The following is a 20,428-nucleotide window of genomic DNA, read 5'->3' on the forward strand; positions in this document are numbered from 1 at the left end:
CATGCCGCGCACATCTCAGACATAATGCCGGCAAATTCGCCCCGTAGAAGGGGGCCTTAACGATCATCCGTCACTCTCGCAGGCGGAGGAAACCGCAAGGCGCCTCGGGGCCGAAGAGCAGACATGTCGAGATGATTGAGTTCAACAAGGTCAGCAAGTCCTTCTGGACGGGCAAGCAGCGCAAGGTCATCCTCGACCGGGCCAGCTTCCGCGTGGACATCGGCCAATCCCTCGGCATCCTCGCGCCCAACGGCACCGGCAAGACGACCCTCATCAACATGATGGCCGGGCTCGAGAAGCCCGATGAGGGCGAGATCAGGCGCACCAGCCGCATCTCCTTCCCGCTCGGCTTCATGGGCGGCGTTGTGAACAAGCACACCGCCAAGGAAAACAGCCGCTACATCGCCCGGCTCTATTCACTCGATCCCGACTACGTGGAGGCGTTCTGCCGCTGGATGTCGGGCATCAAGGAATATTTCGACATGCCCGTCGGCACCTACTCCGCCGGGATGCGGGCGCGCTTTACCTTTTCGCTCCTGCTTTCACTTGATTTCGACATCTACCTGATCGACGAAGGCATGCCGCAGACGACCGATGCGGAGTTCAACCGCAAGGCAGGCGCCATCCTCCGCGAACGGCTGGAAAAAGCAACGATCGTGGTCGTCTCGCACCAGGCGGAAACGCTGAAGGCATTCTGCCAGAGAGCCGCGGTCCTGCGGCACGGGCAGCTCACAATGTTCGATACGCTGGAAGAGGCGAAGCAGCTCTATGACTACGAAGCCTAAGGCCCGCAAGTTCCGCATCCGCCGTGGTGTCGGACCGGGTGCCGGGGCCGCTGCCGCAGCACCCGCCGCCGATCCTGTCGACGAAACCGATGAGTCACCGGAGCAGGCCGCGCGTCAACAGCAGGCCAATCGCCAGCGTCCCCGCGTCGTCGCACAGAGCGAGGAGACCGGCGGCGACGTCGTCGATCAGGAGCCCACGCGGCAAGAGCAGCCTGCCCGCCAGCAGCCGCCCGCCCGACAGAACGCCGCCCAGAACCCCGGACAGGGGCGCGAGGTGAAGACGGACGAAACGCCGAACCGCACGCTCGAAGGTGCGGTCGACAGCGCGAACCAGACCGCCGCCGAAGACGACATCGACGCGATCCGCCGTGAAGGGCTGACCGGTCGCCAGCTTCGGATGGCGCGGCGTGTCGCCCAGAAGCAGGGAATGGCCGTCACCTCGGACTTCGATGCTGTCCGCCAGCTTCGGAAGGCCGGGATCGACCCGTTCCAACGGTCGAGCGTTCTCGAGCTCGTCGTGCCCGACGGCGCCCAGCTTGCCGACGGGGCGGGGGGCGGCAATCCGAACCACCAGCTGCCGCAAACGGTGCCCGCCGGTCGGAACACCCTGCCCGCACGCGCCAAGAAGGCACAGCTTCCATCGACCGATGTCGGCAACCCGAGCGCCATGCAGGCCGGGATGCTCGAAGTCGCGAAGATCCAGAAGCAGCTCGCCGCCCGCCGCCGCCGCAAGATCGCCTTCATGCTCGTCCGGCTGCTGCTGTTCATCGGCGTGCCGACCTTCGCCGCGGGCTGGTATTTCTACAACGTGGCGACTCCGATGTACGCCACCAACTCCGAGGTCGTGATCCAGCAGGCGGAAGCCAGCGGCGCGGCCGGCGGCCTCGGCAGCCTGTTCCAGGGCACCTCGATGGCGACGCAGCAGGACTCGATCGCGGTCCAGTCCTACCTCGCCTCGCGTGAGGCGATGCTTCGCCTCGATGAAGAGCACGGCTTCCGGGAAGCCTTCAGCGAAGAACATGTCGACCCGCTCCAGAGCCTGCCGGTCGACGCGACGAACGAAGAGACCTACGACGTCTACCAGAAGCGCGTGAAGGTCAGCTACGACCCGACCGAGGGCATCCTGCGGATGGAGGTCGTCGCCCCTGATCCCCAGAAGAGCGAGCAGTTCGCCTCTGCCCTCGTCGGTTATGCGGAAGAGCAGGTCGACCGCCTTACACAGCGACTTCGTGAAGACCAGATGGCCGGCGCGCGCGAGTCTTACGAAAACGCGGAGGCACGACGGCAGGAGTCGCTTGGCGAGCTCCTCCGCCTGCAACAGGACCTCGAGACGATCGACCCTGCCGGCGAGACTTCGGCGCGCACTGCACAGATCGCCGGCCTTCAGACCCGCCGGCAGGAGCTGCAGCTCGAACTGCAAAACCGGCTCGCCGTGCGCCGCCCGAACGAAAGCCAGGTCGCCGCGCTGGAGACCGAGATTTCCAACATCGACGCCCTGATCGCCGAGATCCAGGAGAATGCGGTCTCGACCGCCGACGGTCAGGCCAGCCAGGCGGAGAAGAACACCCAGCTTCGCCTCGCGGAGGAGAACTACGCCTTCCAGAACGTGCTGGTGCAGCAGGCGATGCAATCCATGGAATCGGCACAGATTGAAGCCAACCGTCAGGTGCGTTACCTGTCGCTCTCGGTGGCGCCGGTGGCGCCGGATCAACCGACCTATCCGAGGGCCTTCGAGGATACGCTCCTGGCCTTCCTCATATTTTCGGGGATTTATCTCATGGTTTCGATCACCGGTTCCATCCTGCGCGAACAGGTGGGCTCCTGATGAAGGACGTCCAAGTCGGGAATGTCACGTTCGGCAACGACCGTCCGCTGACCGTCATCGCCGGGCCCTGCCAGCTTGAAAGCCGCGACCACGCGCTGATGATCGGCGAGGCTATGCAGAAAGCCTGCGCCGCCGTCGGGGCGGGGTACGTCTTCAAGGCCAGCTACGACAAGGCCAACCGCACCTCGCTCAAGGGCAAGCGCGGCCTCGGCATGGACGAGGGCCTCGAAGTGCTCGCCGCCGTGAAGTCCGAGCTCGGTGTCCCGGTCCTTACCGACATCCACTCCGAAGCGCAGTGCGCACCCGTGGCGGAAGTCGTGGACATCATGCAGATCCCGGCCTTCCTCTGCCGGCAGACCGACCTTCTGCTCGCCGCGGGCAAGACCGGCGCGGTCATCAACATCAAGAAGGGTCAGTTTCTCGCCCCCTGGGACATGGCGAACGTCGCCTCCAAGGTCGCGTCGACCGGGAACGACCGTATTCTGCTGACAGAGCGGGGCGTGTCCTTCGGCTACAACACCCTTGTCGCCGACATGCGCTCGCTGCCCGAGATGATGAAGACCGGCTACCCGGTCGTGATGGACGCCACACACTCCGTGCAGCAGCCCGGCGGGCTCGGCGGCGCATCCGGCGGCCAGCGCGAGTTCGCGCCGGTCATGGCCCGTGCAGCCGTCAGCCTCGGCATTTCTGCGGTCTTCATCGAAACGCACGAGGACCCGGACAATTCGCCCTCCGACGGGCCGAACATGATCCACCTCGACCAGATGCCGGCGCTTGTCTCCCGGCTGATGGAGTTCGACAAGATCGCCAAGGCGGACCCCATCCGCCTCTGACCTCCGGGTCATTCAGGGTCTTTCCCGTTGCGGCATCGCCGCCTAAGGTCAGCCGGATATTATCAATGTCCTGCTGACCCATGACCTTTTTCAGAATTCTGTTTCTCGCGCTTGCGCTTTGCCTGCCTTTTTCTGCCGCCGCCCAGGATGACGGTCCGAACGGCACCATCACCGCCCAGAACGACGCCCAGACCGACGCGGCGATGGCGACCCGGATCCGCGAAATCCTTGAAGAGCTCGGCGGCTACGAAGACGTCACCGTGACAGTGTCCGAAGGCATCGTCACGCTGCGCGGCACCACGACCTCGATCACCGAGGTGACGGAGCTCAGCCAGCTCGTGAACCGGGTCGAGGGGATCGTCGCGGTCAAGAACGAGGTGGTCGAAACCTCCGACATTGTCCGTCGGCTGAACCCGGCGGTGGAGCGGTTCCGCAACAGGGTCGAGCAGCTGATCGTCGTGCTGCCGCTCCTGCTGATCGCGGGCGCCGTCTTTGCGGTGATCGTGTCGATCGGCTTCATCATCGCCCGCTGGCAAAACCCGTGGGACCGGATGGCGCCCAACGCCTTCATCGCGAACCTCTACCGCGCGATCGTGCGGCTTGTGTTCATCGTCGTCGGCATCGTCATCGCGCTGGACATCATGAACGCGACCGCGCTTTTGTCGACCATCCTGGGCGCGGCGGGGATCATCGGTCTGGCCGTCGGTTTCGCGGTTCGTGACACGGTGGAGAACTTCATCGCCTCGGTCATGCTGTCGATCCGTCAGCCCTTCGGCCCGAACGACGTGGTCGAGATCAACGGTGATCAGGGCAAGGTCATCCGGCTGACCAGCCGGGCGACGATCATCCTGTCCTTCGATGGCAACCACATCCGGATCCCGAACGCGACCGTCTTCAAGAGCCGGATCGTCAACTACTCGATCAATCCCGAAATGCGCTTCATGTTCAAACTGGCGGTCGATTTCATGGCCGATCTTGGCGAGGCGAAGCGTATCGCGACCGAAGCGATCACGGAGCTTCCATTCACCCTCGCCACCCCTGCCCCGGCCGTCTGGCTGGGCGAAGTGACCGACAGCGGGATCGAGCTGGTCGTCACCGGATGGATCGACCAGACAAGCACGTCGCTCCTCCTGGCGCGGGGCGAAGCGCTGCGCCGGGTGAAGAGCGGATTGCTCGCCGCCGGAATCGACATCCCGAACACCACCTACACAATTCACATGGCGGGTTCGGGCGAGCAGACCTCCCACACGGACGAGGAGATGAAACGCCCGCCGCCAACGGTCGAGGTCAGCGACCTCGCCGAGGTGAAAGAGACGACCGCGGTCGAGCTGGAGGCGATGGTGAACGCCGAACGGAACCAGGATCAGACCGAAGATCTGCTTCGTGAAAATGCTCAGAAGGAGTAACGGATTGGGTCTTGAACCTCTCTCGCACTGCCGCTATCACGCGCTTCGCTGCTGGGGTGTAGCCAAGCGGTAAGGCAGCGGTTTTTGGTACCGTGTACCGTAGGTTCGAATCCTACCACCCCAGCCAGCATATCCGACAAAACCGACCACGACCGCCCGCGCCGACCCCGGCGCGGACTGCTCGTGAGCCGTCTCACCAGTGCCAGAGCGTTCCGTCCTCGAGACGGTTCACCGGCAGGTAGGCGCGTTTGTAGGGATGCTTTGCGGCGGCCTCCTCATCGAAGTCGACTCCATGCCCGACCGCTTCGCCGGGATGCATGTAGCCGTCCTCGAAGCTCCACGCGTGCGGGAAGACGGAGAGCATCTCCTCCGAGTAGCCGGAGTACTCCTGTATCCCGAAGTTCGGCGCCCAGAGGTCGAGGTGCAGGTTCGCGCCGAGGCAGATCGGGGACATGTCCGCCGCGCCGTGACAGCCGGTGCGGACATGGTGGAGCCCGGCAAAATCCATGATCCGCCGCAGTGCCGTCGGCCCGCCCGCGTGCACGCAGGTCGCGCGGATATAGTCGATCAGCTGCTCTTCGATCAGTTGTTTGCAGTCCCAGATCGTATTGAACACTTCGCCCACGGCCAGCGGCGTCGTCGTGTGCTGGCGGATCAGGCGGAAGCCATCCTGGTTCTCGGCGGGCACCGTGTCTTCCAGCCAGAACAGCCGGAACGGTTCGAGGTCCTTGCCAAGTCGTGCCGCCTCGATCGGCGTCAGGCGATGGTGCGCGTCGTGCAGCAGGTGAATCTCGTCGCCGTGCGCTGCGCGTATCTCCTCGAACAGCTGCGGGATGCGGGGGAGGTACTTCGTGGTCGACCAGACCTCTTCCTTCGGCAGTCCCGCGTCATCCGCGGTGTTGGTCAGCGTGCCGTCCCCGGTCCCGTAGACATCCGGAAGACCGGGGATGCCGACCTGTGCCCGGATCGCCTTGTAGCCCTGAGACATCCGCTCGCCGACCGCGTCGACGGCCTCGCCGATCTCGCGGCCCTGCGCGTGGGTGTAGCAGAGCACCTTCGTACGGCTCGCCCCGCCGAGAAGCTGGTAAAGCGGCATGTTCGCCGCCTTCGCCTTGATGTCCCACAGCGCGGTATCGATCCCGGCGATGGCGGCCATCGTCACCGGGCCACGCCGCCAGTAGGCGCCCCGGTAGAGGTAGTGCCAGATGTCCTCGCTCATCCGCGGATCACGCCCGATCAGACAGGGCACGACATGCTCTTCGAGGTAGGCTGCGGCGGCGAGCTCGCGCCCGTTGAGGGTCGCATCGCCGACGCCGGTAAGCCCCTCGTCGGTATAGACTTTCACAGTGACGAAGTTGCGTCCCGGACAGGTCACGAAGACCTTGATGTCGGTGATTTTCATGGCCTGCCCTTCCTTGGCGTCGCGGTGCCCCTTGTGCCGCAGGGTCGGGGTAGCATGCACCCCGACCGCGGTCGAGGCAGAGGGTCGGCCCGTTCCGGCAGAGAAAAGACGCCACGTCGAATCCGCGCGGCACGAAGTCGCAAAAGCGACGATTCGACACCGCGATTGTCTGTATGCGGAAACGGCAAGGAGCGGTCCGACGGGGCTGCGAACTGGGAAAGCCGGTGAAATGCCGGCGCTGCCCCCGCACCGGTGAGAGAGCGGCGGGCGCCTGTGGTCACGAAGGGGAGGAGGAGCCCCGCCAGAGACCCGAGCGTCCGTCCGGCAGCCCGCTCTCGCAGCCCGGACACCGGCCTTGCGCAGAATGCTCAACCGCGGGTGGCGGTGAGGGCCCACGACCGGATCGCGGCTCCTCGCCCCACCGCGACACCGGCAGGGTCAGCCGCCCGTTCCATCCAAGAGAAGCCGCGGGGCGCGGCAGCAAGGCCAGACCGACATGCAGACGCATTTCCAACAGCTTCTCTCCCGCCGCCGCCCCGGCCATGCGCTGGAGCAGGCGTTCTATTCCGACCCCGACATCTACGCGCAGGACCTCGAGACCATCTGGTACCACGACTGGCTGTTCGCGATCCCGTCCTGCGAATTGGAGAAAACCGGGAGCTACGTGACCCACAAGGTCGGCGCCTACCGCATCATCATCGTGCGCGGCGCCGACGGCGTGATCCGCGCCTTCCACAATTCCTGCCGGCACCGCGGGTCGCTGATCTGCAAGGCCGCGAAGGGCACCGCGCCCAAGCTGGTCTGCCCCTATCACCAGTGGACCTATGAGCTCGACGGCCGCCTGCTGTGGGCGCGCGACATGGACGCCGGGTTCGATCCGTCCGCGCATGGGCTGAAGACGGTGCATTGCCGCGAACTCTGCGGGCTCGTCTACATCTGCCTCGCCGACGAAGCGCCCGACTTCGACGCTTTCGCCGATCTTGCCCGTCCCTACCTCGAGCCGCACGACCTCTCGAACGCGAAGGTGGCGTACGAAAGCGCGATCATCGAGAACGGCAACTGGAAGCTGGTCTGGGAGAACAACCGCGAGTGCTACCATTGCGGCGGCAACCATCCCGCTCTCTGCCGCACCTTCCCCGACGATCCGAGCGTCGCAGGCATCGGCGAGGGCGGCGAGGTGCCGGCCCACATCCAGGCACACTTCGACCGCTGCGAAGCCGCCGGCATTACCTCGAACTTCCGGTTGTCGGATGACGGCCAGTACCGGCTCGCCCGGATGCCGCTAAAGGTCGGCGCGAAGAGCTACACGATGGATGGCGGGATCGCCGTGCAACGTCGCCTTGGCCGCGTGCCGTTCGACGACGCGGGCTCACTCCTGAAATTCCACTACCCGACAACGTGGAACCACTTCCTCGCCGATCACTCGATCGTCTTCCGCGTCACACCAATTTCCCCGAACGAGACCGAGGTCTCGACGAAGTGGCTCGTCCACAAGGATGCAGTCGAGGGGGTGGACTACGACCTCAAACGGCTCACCGAAGTCTGGATCGCGACCAACGACGAGGACCGCCGCGTGGTCGAGGACAACCAGCAGGGCATCAACTCTCCCGCCTACACCCCCGGCCCCTATTCCAGCCTTCAGGAATCCGGCGTGATCCAGTTCGTCGACTGGTACTGCAACACCATGACGGAACGGCTCGGCGGCAACACGGCGTCCCTCGCAGCGGAGTGACCGCATGAACGACCTCTCCTCCTTCCCCTCCCGGACGATCTGGAACGACAGCGAGATGCTCGAATGCGTTTCGATCATCCCCGAGGTGCCGGATACGGCCACCTTCGCCTTCCGGGCGCCGTCGGGGGCGTTGTTCGACTTCCTCCCGGGCCAGTTCCTGACCCTCGAGGTCCCGGTGCCGGGCGGTCCCGTGCACCGGACCTGGACGATCTCGTCCTCGCCATCGCGGCCGCGGTCGCTGTCCATCACGGCGAAGGCGCAGGGCGCCAGCGTGGCGACGCGCTGGCTGCTCGACAACCTGAAGCCCGGTATGCGGCTGAAAGCGATCGGTCCGGCCGGCCGCTTCAGCCACCTGCACCACGAATCCGACAAGTACCTCTTCATCTCCGCCGGTTCGGGCATCACGCCGATGATGGCGATGACCACCTACATGTACGATCTCGGCACCGAGCCGGACGTCGTCTTCGTCAACTGCGCCCGCCGCCCGTCGGAGATCATCTTTCGTGAGCGACTGGAGCACATGGCGAGCCGGGTGCCCGGCATCGACCTGAAGTGGGTGATCGAGCAGCCCGACCGCTTCCACCCCTGGACCGGCCTCCAAGGGCGGATGAACCAGTTGATCCTCGGCCTCGTCGCACCGGACTACCTCGAGCGTGAGGTGTTCTGCTGCGGGCCGGAACCCTTCATGACCGCCGTGCGCGAGGCGCTCGCCGGGCTCGGCTTCGACATGGACCGGTTCCATCAGGAAAGCTTCTCCGCGCCGGTCGGGACTGAGCTTCCACTGCCCGAGGATGTGGTTCCGGACGAGGATACCAAGGCCGAGATCCACTTCGCCGCCTCCGGAAGCTCGACCACCTGCTCGGAAACGGACACCATCCTTGCCGCGACACGGAATGCCGGGCTCAACATTCCATCGGGGTGCACATTCGGCGTCTGCGGCACCTGCAAGATCAAGAAGATCGCCGGCGAAGTGCACATGGTCCACAACGGCGGCATCTCCGAGGACGACATTGCCGACGGCTATATCCTCGCCTGCTGCTCGCACGCGATCGGATCGGTCACGATCGACGTCTGAACCCGGCGCAGAAGGCCCTTCGATAGGCCTTCGCAATTCTCTCAGGAGAAATCTGACCCGAAAGGTGCCATGAAGATTTCGCTTGTCCTCAACCATACTTGAGATTGCAACTTTCCTCTCGTGCCAACTTCGCCACGAGGGACGACCATGAAAGCAGCGACGACCATCGCCCTGATCCAGGGATCCATCCGCGAGAACCGCTACAACGACGTTATCGCCGGATGGGTCGCAGACCGTCTCCACGGCGAGGGGTTCAACACGGTCCGTGTCGATCCCGTCGCGCCCGATTTGCTGCCTTTGCAGAGCGGCAGCGGCCTCGCCGCGCGGGCGCTGCGCGATCTGCTTGCACCGGTCGAAGGCGCAGTGATCGTCACGCCGGAGATCAACCATGCCTACCCCGGTGCGCTGAAGACCCTGTTGGACGAGATCGGCGACGAGCTCGCCGCCAAGCCGGTCGGCTTCGTCAGCTACGGCGACGAATCCGGTGGTCTACGTGCGGTCGAGGCCCTGCGCCCGATTCTGTCACAGCTGGAAACAACGACCCTGCGCGACACCGTGAGTTTCGCCCACCCCCGCCAGCGGTTCGGTATCGACGGTGAACTCAGCGACCCCGCCGATCTTCGTCAGATGAACGAGGCGATGAGCCAATTGTCGGGTCGCCTGCGCTGGTGGTGCGAGGCGTTGACGCCCGCTCGGTCCCGGATGCCGCTTCCCGAAATGGCCTAAACCGGTTGACAGGCTTCTCCGTTTCCCACAGCTTCCGCCTCTAGGAAAAGGTTTTCCAAAAAGGTAAGTGGCGGCCTCGGGGGCCGTGGGGAGGAGACGCCGATGAACAGCACCAAGCCCGCAGTCGCGGGATCGAAACGTGCGCCGGCTGTGGTTGGCCTCTCCTGCGTGAGAGGTGTCTCTTGACGCCCGCTCCGCGCACCAAGGCCGCCACCATCCGCGATGTCGCAAGCGCCGCGGGCGTTTCCGTCGGCACGGTGTCGAAGGTCCTCAACAACACCGGCACGATCGCCAAGGCGACGCGCGAGCGGGTCATCGAAGTCGCGCGGTCGATGAACTTCCGGCCGAACTCACTCGCCAAGAGCCTGCATACCGGCTTGTCCGGCTCCATCGGGCTGATCTCGAACGACAGTTTCGGGCGTTTCACCATGCCGATCATGGAAGGGCTCGAAGCAGTGCTGGCCGAGCACGCCATCGGGGTCTTCATGTCAAACGCCACCGACGATCCGGAGCTCGAGCAGCGCCATATCGACCAGCTGCTCGCCAAGCAGGTCGACGGGATCGTCGTGACAGCCCGCCGCGCCGACCGCCGTCCGCCGGTGGACCTGCGCGGTGTCGGCATTCCGGTGGTCTATGTTTTCTCCAATGCGGAAGATCGCGACGCGCTGACCCTGCTGCCCGACGATGAGGGGGGCGGGAAGCTGGCTGTCGATCACCTCGTCGCACAGGGCCGCAAGCGGATCGCGCACGTGACCGGGCCGCAGGATTTCGTCGCGGTGTCGCTCCGCGCCAGCGGTTACCTCGCCGCGCTGGAGGACGCCGGCCTCGATGCGATGCCCGTGATGCACGGCCCGTGGTCCGAGGCATGGGGTCGCGAGGCCGCGTCGCAGCTGCTCGACCGGGGCGAGGTCCCGGACGCCGTGCTCTGCGGCAACGACCAGATCGGGCGCGGTTGCGTCGAGGCCTTCCGTGACGCTGGCCACCGCGTGCCGGAGGACATTGCGATCATCGGCTTCGACAACTGGCCGGTGATGACAGATGCCTGCCGTCCGCCGCTGTCGTCGGTGGACTTGCAGCTGACCGAACTCGGGCAGGAGGCCGGACGCCGCCTGCTCGCCATGATCGGCGGAGAGCGCCAGACCGGCACGATCCGCCTCCCCTGCAGACTCGAGTTGCGCGGCTCCACCGAGCGCGCCGCCCTACCCTGAAGAAAGGTTGAACATGCGCACCTACTCGTCCGTGGATTTCAGCAAGGTGAAGATCACCGGCCCGTTCTGGCACGAACGGCTCGACACGGTGATGGAGTCCACGATCCCGACCCAGTACGACCAGCTGGAAAAGCACAACATCCTGGATTCGCTGACGATCCGGCCAGAGGCGCCGCCGCTGACGATCCCGAAGAACCGGCACAACTTCACCACGCAGATCTTCTGGGACAGTGACGTCGGCAAGTGGGTCGAGGCCGCCTCCTACGGCCTGTCGCACCGCCGCGACGAAAAGGTCGAGGCGCAGATCGAGGACATCACCGACAAGCTAAAGAAGGCGCAGGCACCGGACGGTTACCTCAACTGCTGGTATCTCCAGCGTGAGCCCGAGAACCGCTGGACCAACCTCCGCGACAACCACGAGCTGTACAACGCCGGTCACCTTCTCGAAGGTGCCGTCGCCTATTACCGGGCCACCGGGCGCGATCGCCTGTTGAAGATCATGATGCGGTACATGGACCACATCGCCGAGACGTTCGGCACCGGTGAGGGTCAGCGCCGCGGCTACCCCGGCCACGAGGAAATCGAGCTCGCACTGGTAAAGCTCTACCACGCCACGGGTGAGAAGAAGTACCTCGACCTCGCCACCTACTTCGTGGACGAGCGCGGCAACACCGACGGTGTCGAGCATTACTTCGAGATCGAGCGCGAAGAACGTGGCGACACGCCCGAGATGTTCTTTCAGGGCACCCACGAATACAGCCAGAGCCACAAGCCGGTCCGCGAGCAGGACAAGGTTGTCGGTCACGCAGTGCGGGCGATCTATCTCTACACCGCGATGGCCGACCTCGCCGCCGAGCATGACGACGACGGCCTCAAGTCCGCGTGCGAGGCGCTCTGGAAGGACGTCACCGAAACCCGGATGTATGTCACCGGCGGCTTCGGCCCGTCCGAGCGGAACGAGGGCTTCACCAAGGACTACGATCTTCCGAACGAGACGGCCTATGCCGAGACCTGCGCCTCGGTCGCGATGGTCTTCTGGGCGGCGCGGATGCTGAATCTCGACCTCGACGGCCACTATGCCGACATCCTCGAGCTGGCGCTCTACAACAACTCGCTCGCCGGGCTGAGCAAGGACGGCGCACATTACTTCTACGACAACAAGCTCGACAGCGACGGCAGCCACTCCCGCTGGGCCTGGCACTTCTGCCCCTGCTGCACGATGAACGTCTCGCGCCTCGTCGCGTCGGTGGCCGGCTATTTCTACGGCGTCGCCGAGACGGAGGTCGCGGTGCACCTCTACGGCGGGGCAGAGACGACGTTGCCGGTCGCCGGCGGCAAGGTGCACCTGAAGGAGACGTCGAACTACCCGTGGGACGGCGACATCCGCATCGATCTCGCCCCCGAAGAGGGCACCGGGCCCTTCACCCTGTCACTGCGCATTCCGTCCTGGGCGAAGGACGCGACGGCGAAGGTCAATGGCGAGGCGGTCGAGGTGAAGACCGAACGCGGCTACCTCAAGATGAACCGCACATGGTCCAAGGGCGACGCGGTCGAGCTGTCCCTGCCGATGCCGGCCGAGCGCCTGCGCGCCCACCCGGACGTCCGTGCCGACGCCGGCAAGGTCGCCCTGCGCCGGGGTCCACTGGTCTACTGCATCGAGCAGAAGGACAACGAGCAGCCGGTCAACCGCGTCCGACTTCCGGGCGATACGGCGCTGTCCTCCAGTTTCCGGCCCGACTTCCTTGGCGGGATCACCGTGATCGAAGGGAAGGCCAAGGCAGAGCAGGCCGCCGACTGGGGCAAGGCGCTCTACCGGACGGAGCCGGCGCCCGAGGCCGACACCTCGATCACCGCGGTGCCCTATTACATCTGGGCGAACCGGGGTCCGAACCCGATGGCGGTCTGGATCCGCGAGTAACCGACCACGGCACGCCCCGGCCTCGCGCCGGGGCGGCGCCCCCTCAGCGGTCCCGCCGCGTCTGCGTGCGCCGTACCGGCAGGTTCGCCCGCCGCTCGCGGTGGAAGACATACATCCCCGAGCCCAGCACAATCAGCGTCCCCACGACGGTCAGCGCATCCGGCGCATCGCCGAAGGCAAGGTAACCGATCAGGGTCGCGCCTAGGATTTCGAGGTACTGGAACGGCGCCAGAACGCTCGCCTCCGCCTTGCTGAAGGCCAGCGCGATCAGCAGGAACGTCACCGCCGCCACGACACCCGAAATCAGCAGCCCCGAGATCGCCAGCGACGGCATCTCCAGCACCGGCCCGATTCCGTGGCCCGAACCGAGCATCACCAGTGACAGTGTTAGGCAGGAGAAGACCGAGACTCCGAACTGGAACGTCAGCGCGCTGCTCTCCCGCGTCGCCTTTCGCGTCACGATCATGTTCAGCGCATAGGCCACGGCCCCGATCAGCGGCAGAAAGACGACCGGCCCGAAGATCGCGAAGTTCGGCCGCAGGATCAGCAGCACCCCCGCCATCCCGACTCCGATCGCGGCATAGCGGTGCGGTCCCGGCTTTTCGCCCAGAAGCAGGCCGGCCAGCAGCGTGAGGATCAGCGGTTCGACGAAGAAGATCGCGATGGCCGTGGCGATCGGCATGGTCTTGAAGGCCGCGATCAGGCTCAGACTGATGATCGCGATCAACTGTCCCGAGATCAGCGACCAGACCGTGAAGGGTCTGCCCCATGCCCGGCTCCGCCACAGCAGAAGCGCCAGACCGAGGATCAGGCTCTGCACGACCGCGCGGACCGCACCGATCTGCGAGGGGACGAGGTAGCCGGTCAGCGCTTTCGAGATCGCATCCCCCACCGGCAACAGCATCATGCCGCAGCACATCGCCACGATCCCGGCGATGGAGCCGGTCGATGGTCGCACGGACTGGTTCGCGAGAAGGGACATCTCGGCCTCCTTCGGCGCAGCGGCGCTGCACCGGACGGTCCGGGCGTACAGGACGAAAATTCGGGATCAGCGGGACGACGCCATCGCCCGCAATCCGGCCTTAGGGGAGCGGCCCGCGCCCTGTCAAGCGAAGCCCATCAACCCTTGCGGTCGGCGAGGTATCGCGCCCGCGTCTCCTCGTTCATCGGGTAAAGCCCCGGGAGCCGTGCACCCTTCTCGACTTCACTAAGGATCCATTCCTCCGCCGCTTCCTGCTCGGGCCCGGCTTCCAGCACATGCTCGACCAGGTCGGCGGGGATCACGACGACGCCGTCTCGGTCGGCGACCATCACGTCGCCCGGCATAACGGCGACGCCGCCGCAGGCAATCGGCTCCTGCCAGCCGACGAAGGTCAGGCCCGCGACCGACGGCGGCGCGGCGGTGCCGGACGCCCAGACCGGCAGGCCTGTGCCTTCGACGCCGGCAAGGTCGCGGACGACGCCATCCGTCACCAATCCCGCGACGCCCCGTTTCGCCATTCGCGCACAGAGGATGTCACCGAAAATACCCGCGTCCGGGTGGCCCATGGCGTCCACCACGGCGATGCAGCCCTCCGGCATGTCCTCGATCGCGGCGCGGGTCGAGGTCGGGGAGTTCCAGCTCGCCGGCGTCGCGAGATCCTCGCGCGCCGGGACGAACCGCATCGTGAAGGCCGGGCCGACAATCCGCTCCCCTGCTCCGACCAGCGGAATCGCGCCTCGCAGCCACACGTTGCGCAGCCCCTTCTTCAGCAGGATCGTGGTGACGGTCGCGGTCGAGATGGACTTCAGGACGGACAGGTCGGACGGGCTGAACGACATAAGGGCCTCCGGCAGGATGGGACAGTTTCGCGCAGCTTCCCCATCTTCGCCGCCCCCGCAAGGCCTGACGGTATGGACACTCGCCGCCCGATGTCCTTGTCTGTGCCAAACACCCCAAAGGGAGGACCCTCATGGACCGTATCAACGGATTGCCCGCGCTCGGCTTCGGCACTTTCGGCCGCAAGGGAGAGGACGGCATCGAGACGATGCGCCTCGCGCTCGAGACCGGGTATCGCCATCTCGATACCGCACAGATGTACGAGAACGAGGAAGAAGTCGGCGAGGCGCTGCGCCGCTCCGGCCTGCTGCGCGGGGAAGTCTGGCTGACCACAAAGATCAACATGCCGAACTTCGCGCCCGGCAAGCTGGTCCCGAGCCTCGAAGAGTCGCTCGAAAAGCTCGGCGTGGACGAGGTCGACCTGACGCTGATCCACTGGCCGTCGCCCAACGACGAATACGAGCTCGAAACCTACATGACGCAGATCGCCGAAGCGAAGGAGAAGGGCCTGACCCGCCACATCGGCGTGTCGAACTTCACCATTGCGCTGATCGACCAGTCGATCGGGCTTCTCGGGGAAGGCGCGCTCGCCACCAACCAGGTCGAGCTGCACCCCTACCTCCAGAACCGCAAGCTGGCCGAGCACTGCAAGTCGAAAGATATCGCGGTGACCTGCTACCAGCCGCTTGCCAAGGGCACGGTGTCGGACGACCCCAAGCTGGTCGAGATCGCCGACAAGCACGGCGCGACTGCACCGCAGGTGGCGCTCGCGTGGGAACTGGCGCAAGGCTTCGTCACGATCCCGACCACCAGCAACGCCGACCGCGTGGCGGAGAATTTCGGTGCGCTGAACGTCACGCTCGACGACGACGATATGGCCGCGATCGGGGAGCTCGACCGCGGACAACGCCGGATCGACCCCGACACCGCGCCGGACTGGGACTGACAAGGGCGCGGCCGGGGACTTCCCGGCCGCCCTCACGCCTCAACGGCCGACGAACCTCACCGGCATCCGGTCGAGCGCGTGCACCGCGTTGTTCGGCCGCCAGACAGGATCGCCAGCAAGCTCGATCCGATCCACCCTTTCGGCGATCGCGGTCAGCAGCGCGTCGAGCTCCGCCCGCGCGACGTTCTGGCCTACGCAATTGTGCACGCCCACACCGAAGGCGAGGTGCCCCATGGGGCGCCGGTCGATGCGGAACGTGTCGGGGCTGTCCCACTTGTCGCCATCCAGGTTCGCCGCGCCGAGACAGCAGAGGATCTTGCTGCCTTCCTTGATCTTCACGCCGCTCACCTCCGTGTCGACGGCAGCCGTGCGGCAGAAGGTGTGGACCGGAGACGTATAACGCAGCACTTCCTCGAAGCAGGGTCGTGCGAGCGATGGATCCGCCTTCAACGCCTCGAATGCCTCGGGATTGGTCGCAAGGCACCACAGCGCGTTGCCGATACCGGTGACCGTCGTGTCGACGCCCGCCGACAGGAGAGAGCGCACCAGCATCGCCGCCTCTTCGTCCGTCACCTCTTCGTCTTTCGCGGCCTCGTAGATCGTCGCGCCGAAGCCACCCTCCTGCAGGTTCTCCCTCGCACAGGATGCAGTGATCCAGGGCACGATATGGCCGGCCTGCGACATCGCCCTCTGCCGGATCGCATTGTCCGGCCCGAGCGCGTTGAAGACCATCGCGCCGTAATCGACGAGCCGGCGCGGATCGACATCCCGCAGCCCGACAGCCTTGGGAAAGACAGTCGTCGGATAGGCCTCGGCGCAGTCGGTAACCGCCTCGAAGGTCCCCTGTTCGACAAGCCGGTCGACGAGCGCTTCCGCATCGACGCGGAACTGCTCCTTCATTGCCGCGACGGCCTTCGGCGACAGGGCCCGCATGATGACCCGGCGCGTGCGCGTGTGATATGGCGGATCGACCTCAAGCACGATGGACGGCGGCCGCCACGGTTCGCCATGCATGAAGTCCTGCAGGCCGACGCCACGGGAGGAGACGAACCGCTCATGGTCGCCGAAGACCTCTTTCGTCTCCTCGTAGCGCCCGCAGGCGAGGACCTTGTAGCTCGGGATGTAAGCGAACGGCCCCTGTGCGCGCAGGTCGGCATAGTAGGGTTCCGGCGCCACGAGCACCGCTTCGTCGTAGGGGTCGACATCCCAGACCGACACACCGGAGGGCGGGTCGATGGCGATATGGCCTTCGTGCATGGTCATTGAGCTTCCTCCCTCCGGCGATCATAGCCGCCCCGAGTTGTCCCGACAGCCCATTTGAAAGTTCATCAACCTTGACGCTCCCCGGGCTCATCTGGCCGGAAATACCTCCGGGGGTGAACGGGCCACAGGCCCGGAGGGGGCAGCGCCCCCTGAATGGGCCTCAGCCCGTCAGCCCGACGCCGACATGCCGGTCGAGGATCGCCGGATCGGCAAGAACTTCCGCCGCCGCGCCGTCGTGCACGATCCTGCCGGTGTCGAGGATCACCACTCGCTCCGCGAACCTCAGCGCAAGGTCGGCATGCTGCTCCACGAGAACGATGGTACGCCCTTCGGAGGCCAGTCGCTCGAACACGTCCATCAGCATGTCGCAGATCACCGGCGCCAGCCCCTCTAGGGGCTCGTCCAGCAACAGCACGTCCGGCGCGCCCATCAGCGTGCGCGCGATTGCCAGCATCTGCTGCTCCCCACCCGAAAGCTGCGCGCCACCGTTGCGGCGCCGTTCCTTCAGGCGCGGGAACAGCTCGTAGGCCTGCCCGATGTCCCAGCCGCCTGTGTCACCGGCCAGCAGGTTCTCCTCGACGCTGAGCGAGCGGAAGATGTCGCGCGTCTGCGGAACCAGCCCGAGCCCCTTCGCCTGCCGCTTGTGCGGCGCAAGCTTCGAGATGTCCTCACCCGCCATGCGGATCTGCCCGGCGTGGAGCTTCGTCAGTCCCATCGCCGTCGCCAGCGTGGTGGTCTTGCCCACGCCGTTGCGGCCGATGATCGCCAGCCGCTCGCCACTCGAGATGGAGAGCGTCAGGTCTTCCAGTACATGCGTCGCGCCGTAGCCGGCTGTCACATGGTCGAGCGCGAGGATCTCACTCATGCCGCGCTCCGAGGTAGAGTTCGCGCACCCGCTCGTCCGCCGCGATCTCCTGCGGTGTGCCTTCGGTCAGGATCGCGCCATTCACCAGAACGACGATCGACCGCGCCACCTGGAACACCAGCTTCATGTCATGCTCGATGATAAGCACGGCGAGGTCCGCCGGCAGCCGTTCGATCGCCTCGATGATGAGGTGACTTTCGGATGAGGGCACACCCGCCGCCGGCTCGTCTAGGATCAGGATGCGCGGTTTCAGAGCAAGCGTCAGCGCCATCTCGATCAGGCGTTGCTGTCCATAGGCGAGCGTCTCGACCTTCAGGTCCGCGAAGCGCGACAGGTGGAACTGCTCCAGCAGGTCGGCGACTTCGGCCTCGACGTCCGCGTCGCCGCTCGCACGGCGGAACATACGCATCCCCTGCCGGCGGCGTTCCTGCACGCCGAGGCGGATGTTCTCGCGCACCGTCAGGCGCCGGAACAGCGTGGTGATCTGGAATGTCTTGGCGATCCCGGCCCGCACGCGTTGCGGCTCGCCAAGCGGCGAGAGAGCCTGCCCGTCGAGTCTGATCTCGCCGGAGGACGGCGGCACGATCCCGGTGATGAGGTTCGCGAAGGTCGTCTTGCCCGCCCCGTTCGGCCCGATAAGGGCCTTCCGGTCACCGGGCCGCAGGTCGAAGTTGATGTCCTTCGAGACGGTGATCCCGCCGAAGGACTTGTTGAGCCCGCGAACCTCGAGCGCCGCGGTCATCGTTTCACCAGATCGGTCAGCGCCTTCGGCAGGCCGAGCAGACCCGACGGCACGAAGAAGACCACCGCCAGCACCAGCGCGCCGATCAGGAACAGCCAGTTGAAGGGATCGACCGCGGCGGCGAGGTGCTCCACCACCATGAAGATCGCGACGCCGACGACGGCACCGTAGAGCCGCCCTGTCCCGCCGAGCACCAGCATGATGAGCGCCTCCGCCGAATGATCGAAGTTGTAGACCTCGAGCGAAACAAGCGCCGTGACCTGCGCCGCCAGCGCCCCGGCGATCCCGGCGATGCTCCCGGCGAGCGTGTAGACCGACACGAGCCGCCAGTAGACCGGCGTGCCGATCGCGCGCATCCGCTCGGGGCTCTCCTGTATACCGCGTGCGGACAGGCCGAAGGGAGAGTTCACCACGACCTTCAGGAACAGCAGCACCAGCATCAGCACCGCCAGCACGTACCAGTAACCGGTGCGCCCGATGAAATCGAACTCCCAGATGCCGAACAGCGGATCCATACGGATACCGCGCAAGCCATCCGCGCCGCCCGTAACGGGGCGCGCCTTGTTGGCGACCTCCTGCAGCACCTCGGCCACCGCGATGGACAGCATCAGGAGCGTCAGCCCCTGCGCCCGCATCAGCACGAGGCCGGAGATGAACGCGACGACCGCCCCCGCGACCGCGCCGGCGACCAGTCCGAGGATGGGGTCGGCGCTGACATGGATCGCGAACAGCCCGGCCGCGTAGGCCCCGGTGCCGTACATCGCGGCCTGCCCGAGCGTCGCGACCCCCGCATAGCCGAGCACGAGATCGAGCGAGAGCACGAAGACGATCATGATGAGAATGCGGGTGATGAAGCCGAGATCGAACGGAAAGGCGAAGAACAGCCCGACACCGACCGCGACCAGAAGAACATCCCAGAGCAATCCCCGGCCGAGAAGGCCCGGCTGGCGCGGACGCGGCAGCGCGGTCATGCGTGTCTCCCCAGAAGTCCCTGCGGACGCAGACCGAGGACGAGGATCGTCACGAGGAAGAAGAAGATCGTTCCGAAATCCGGGACGATATAGCGCGCCGTCGTGTCGAGGATACCAAGGCCCAACGCGGCGAGAAACGACCCGGTGATGGAGCCCATGCCTCCGACGGCGACGACGATCAGGAAATGCACCATGTAGCGCAGCGGGTAGTAGGCATCGACGGGCAGCAGCTCCGCCCCGAGGATACCGCCGAGCGCGGCGAGGCCCGCCCCCAGCGCGAATGTGGCGAGGAAGACCCGGCCCGTGTCGATGCCGAGCGCGGAGGCCGTGGCCCGGTTGTCGACCGCCGCCCGCAGCCGGATGCCGAACCGCGTGCGGTCGATCAGCACGTAGAGCCCCCCGGCAATGGCCAGCCCGACGCCGATCACGATCAGCCGGTGCATCGGCAGCGACCGGAAGCCGAGGTCGACCGTGCCGGTCCAGGCATCGGGTAGCCGGATCGACAGAAGTGTCGAGCCGAGCCAGAGGTTCACGCTCGCGATCATCAGGAAGGTGATACCGATCGTGGCGAGAACCTGCTGGAGTTCCCCCATCCGGTATATCGGGCGGTAGAGCACGCGCTCCATCGGCAGCGCCAGCGCAACGACTGCGCCGATGGCCAGCAGCGCCGCGAGAACGAACGGGATCCCGAGCTGCACACCGAAATAGTGGACAGCGGCACCACCCAGCATCGCGAAGCCGCCATGTGCGAGGTTGATGACCCGCATCAGCCCCATCGTGACCGACAGCCCGACGGAGATCATGAAGAGGATCATCCCGTAGGCGACCCCGTCCACGAGGATGTTCAGTATCGTGCCCATCAGTCCCCGTAGGATGGGGTTTCACCCCATCTCCGAATTCGGGTGGGCCCGA

18 protein-coding genes, 1 tRNA gene and 1 riboswitch are annotated in these 20,428 nt (G+C 65.7%); of the genes, 11 read left to right on the forward strand and 8 right to left on the reverse strand.

Translation table 11 applies throughout. The annotated features are described in order from the left end of the window. Nucleotides 1–131 precede the first annotated feature (131 nt). The 5 genes from I8N54_RS16425 to I8N54_RS16445 all read left to right on the forward strand — a co-directional run bounded on the left by I8N54_RS16425 (nt 132) and on the right by I8N54_RS16445 (nt 4,976). Nucleotides 132–785, forward strand: coding sequence for an ABC transporter ATP-binding protein (locus I8N54_RS16425; protein WP_140196427.1), 654 nt, complete (start codon nt 132–134; stop codon nt 783–785). After that, the gene (locus I8N54_RS16430; RefSeq protein WP_140196429.1) at nt 769–2,610 is read left to right on the forward strand and encodes a capsule biosynthesis protein; all 1,842 of its coding nucleotides are present in this window, start codon (nt 769–771) and stop codon (nt 2,608–2,610) included. Before I8N54_RS16425 ends, I8N54_RS16430 begins: the two co-directional genes overlap by 17 nt. Next, the gene (kdsA, locus tag I8N54_RS16435) at nt 2,610–3,443 is read left to right on the forward strand and encodes a 3-deoxy-8-phosphooctulonate synthase (protein WP_140196431.1); all 834 of its coding nucleotides are present in this window, start codon (nt 2,610–2,612) and stop codon (nt 3,441–3,443) included. Before I8N54_RS16430 ends, kdsA begins: the two co-directional genes overlap by 1 nt. A gap of 80 nt (nt 3,444–3,523) precedes the next feature. Further along, complete coding sequence (locus tag I8N54_RS16440; RefSeq protein ID WP_140196433.1) at nt 3,524–4,849, forward strand: mechanosensitive ion channel family protein; 1,326 nt, start codon at nt 3,524–3,526, stop codon at nt 4,847–4,849. A 52-nt stretch (nt 4,850–4,901) separates the two neighbouring features. Then, nucleotides 4,902–4,976, forward strand: a tRNA-Gln gene (locus tag I8N54_RS16445). A gap of 66 nt (nt 4,977–5,042) precedes the next feature. Here I8N54_RS16445 and manD read toward each other — a convergent pair. Beyond that, nucleotides 5,043–6,251 (reverse strand): D-mannonate dehydratase ManD, encoded by a 1,209-nt coding sequence (gene manD, locus I8N54_RS16450; protein WP_140196434.1) that lies wholly within the window; start codon nt 6,249–6,251, stop codon nt 5,043–5,045. A 170-nt stretch (nt 6,252–6,421) separates the two neighbouring features. After that, nucleotides 6,422–6,623: riboswitch (cobalamin riboswitch) on the forward strand. 124 nt (nt 6,624–6,747) lie between these two features. Here manD and I8N54_RS16455 point away from each other — a divergent pair. The 5 genes from I8N54_RS16455 (at nt 6,748) to I8N54_RS16475 (ending at nt 12,910) form a co-directional block, all read left to right on the forward strand. Continuing rightward, nucleotides 6,748–7,983 (forward strand): aromatic ring-hydroxylating oxygenase subunit alpha, encoded by a 1,236-nt coding sequence (locus I8N54_RS16455; RefSeq protein ID WP_140196436.1) that lies wholly within the window; start codon nt 6,748–6,750, stop codon nt 7,981–7,983. A 4-nt stretch (nt 7,984–7,987) separates the two neighbouring features. After that, complete coding sequence (locus I8N54_RS16460) at nt 7,988–9,058, forward strand: hybrid-cluster NAD(P)-dependent oxidoreductase (protein ID WP_140196438.1); 1,071 nt, start codon at nt 7,988–7,990, stop codon at nt 9,056–9,058. A 147-nt stretch (nt 9,059–9,205) separates the two neighbouring features. Next, nucleotides 9,206–9,784 (forward strand): NADPH-dependent FMN reductase, encoded by a 579-nt coding sequence (locus I8N54_RS16465; protein WP_140196440.1) that lies wholly within the window; start codon nt 9,206–9,208, stop codon nt 9,782–9,784. A 182-nt stretch (nt 9,785–9,966) separates the two neighbouring features. After that, the gene (locus tag I8N54_RS16470; RefSeq protein ID WP_231592705.1) at nt 9,967–10,992 is read left to right on the forward strand and encodes a LacI family DNA-binding transcriptional regulator; all 1,026 of its coding nucleotides are present in this window, start codon (nt 9,967–9,969) and stop codon (nt 10,990–10,992) included. Nucleotides 10,993–11,005: 13 nt separating this feature from the next. After that, nucleotides 11,006–12,910: a glycoside hydrolase family 127 protein gene (locus tag I8N54_RS16475; RefSeq protein WP_140196442.1), complete on the forward strand. Its 1,905-nt coding sequence runs from the start codon at nt 11,006–11,008 to the stop codon at nt 12,908–12,910. Nucleotides 12,911–12,953: 43 nt separating this feature from the next. Here the strand turns inward: I8N54_RS16475 and I8N54_RS16480 are convergent, their stop codons facing one another. Beyond that, the gene (locus I8N54_RS16480) at nt 12,954–13,892 is read right to left on the reverse strand and encodes a DMT family transporter (RefSeq protein ID WP_140196444.1); all 939 of its coding nucleotides are present in this window, start codon (nt 13,890–13,892) and stop codon (nt 12,954–12,956) included. Between the two features lie 137 nt (nt 13,893–14,029). Then, nucleotides 14,030–14,731: a ribonuclease activity regulator RraA gene (locus tag I8N54_RS16485; RefSeq protein WP_140196446.1), complete on the reverse strand. Its 702-nt coding sequence runs from the start codon at nt 14,729–14,731 to the stop codon at nt 14,030–14,032. Nucleotides 14,732–14,862: 131 nt separating this feature from the next. Here I8N54_RS16485 and dkgB point away from each other — a divergent pair, with 131 nt between their 5' ends. Next, a complete protein-coding gene (dkgB, locus tag I8N54_RS16490; protein WP_140196448.1) occupies nt 14,863–15,675 on the forward strand; it encodes a 2,5-didehydrogluconate reductase DkgB in 813 nt (270 codons plus the stop codon). A gap of 39 nt (nt 15,676–15,714) precedes the next feature. Here dkgB and I8N54_RS16495 read toward each other — a convergent pair whose 3' ends face one another. The 5 genes from I8N54_RS16495 to I8N54_RS16515 all read right to left on the reverse strand — a co-directional run bounded on the left by I8N54_RS16495 (nt 15,715) and on the right by I8N54_RS16515 (nt 20,376). After that, nucleotides 15,715–16,938 (reverse strand): cytochrome P450, encoded by a 1,224-nt coding sequence (locus I8N54_RS16495; RefSeq protein ID WP_140196450.1) that lies wholly within the window; start codon nt 16,936–16,938, stop codon nt 15,715–15,717. 160 nt (nt 16,939–17,098) lie between these two features. After that, nucleotides 17,099–17,803 (reverse strand): ABC transporter ATP-binding protein, encoded by a 705-nt coding sequence (locus I8N54_RS16500; protein WP_140196452.1) that lies wholly within the window; start codon nt 17,801–17,803, stop codon nt 17,099–17,101. After that, on the reverse strand, nt 17,796–18,545 hold the full coding sequence (locus I8N54_RS16505; RefSeq protein WP_140196454.1) for an ABC transporter ATP-binding protein: 750 nt from the start codon (nt 18,543–18,545) through the stop codon (nt 17,796–17,798). Before I8N54_RS16505 ends, I8N54_RS16500 begins: the two co-directional genes overlap by 8 nt. Further along, a complete protein-coding gene (locus tag I8N54_RS16510; protein WP_140196456.1) occupies nt 18,542–19,516 on the reverse strand; it encodes a branched-chain amino acid ABC transporter permease in 975 nt (324 codons plus the stop codon). Before I8N54_RS16510 ends, I8N54_RS16505 begins: the two co-directional genes overlap by 4 nt. Next, nucleotides 19,513–20,376: a branched-chain amino acid ABC transporter permease gene (locus tag I8N54_RS16515; protein WP_140196458.1), complete on the reverse strand. Its 864-nt coding sequence runs from the start codon at nt 20,374–20,376 to the stop codon at nt 19,513–19,515. Before I8N54_RS16515 ends, I8N54_RS16510 begins: the two co-directional genes overlap by 4 nt. Nucleotides 20,377–20,428 lie beyond the last annotated feature (52 nt).

The organism is Pelagovum pacificum, from assembly GCF_016134045.1.
Taxonomy (GTDB): domain Bacteria; phylum Pseudomonadota; class Alphaproteobacteria; order Rhodobacterales; family Rhodobacteraceae; genus Oceanicola; species Oceanicola pacificus_A.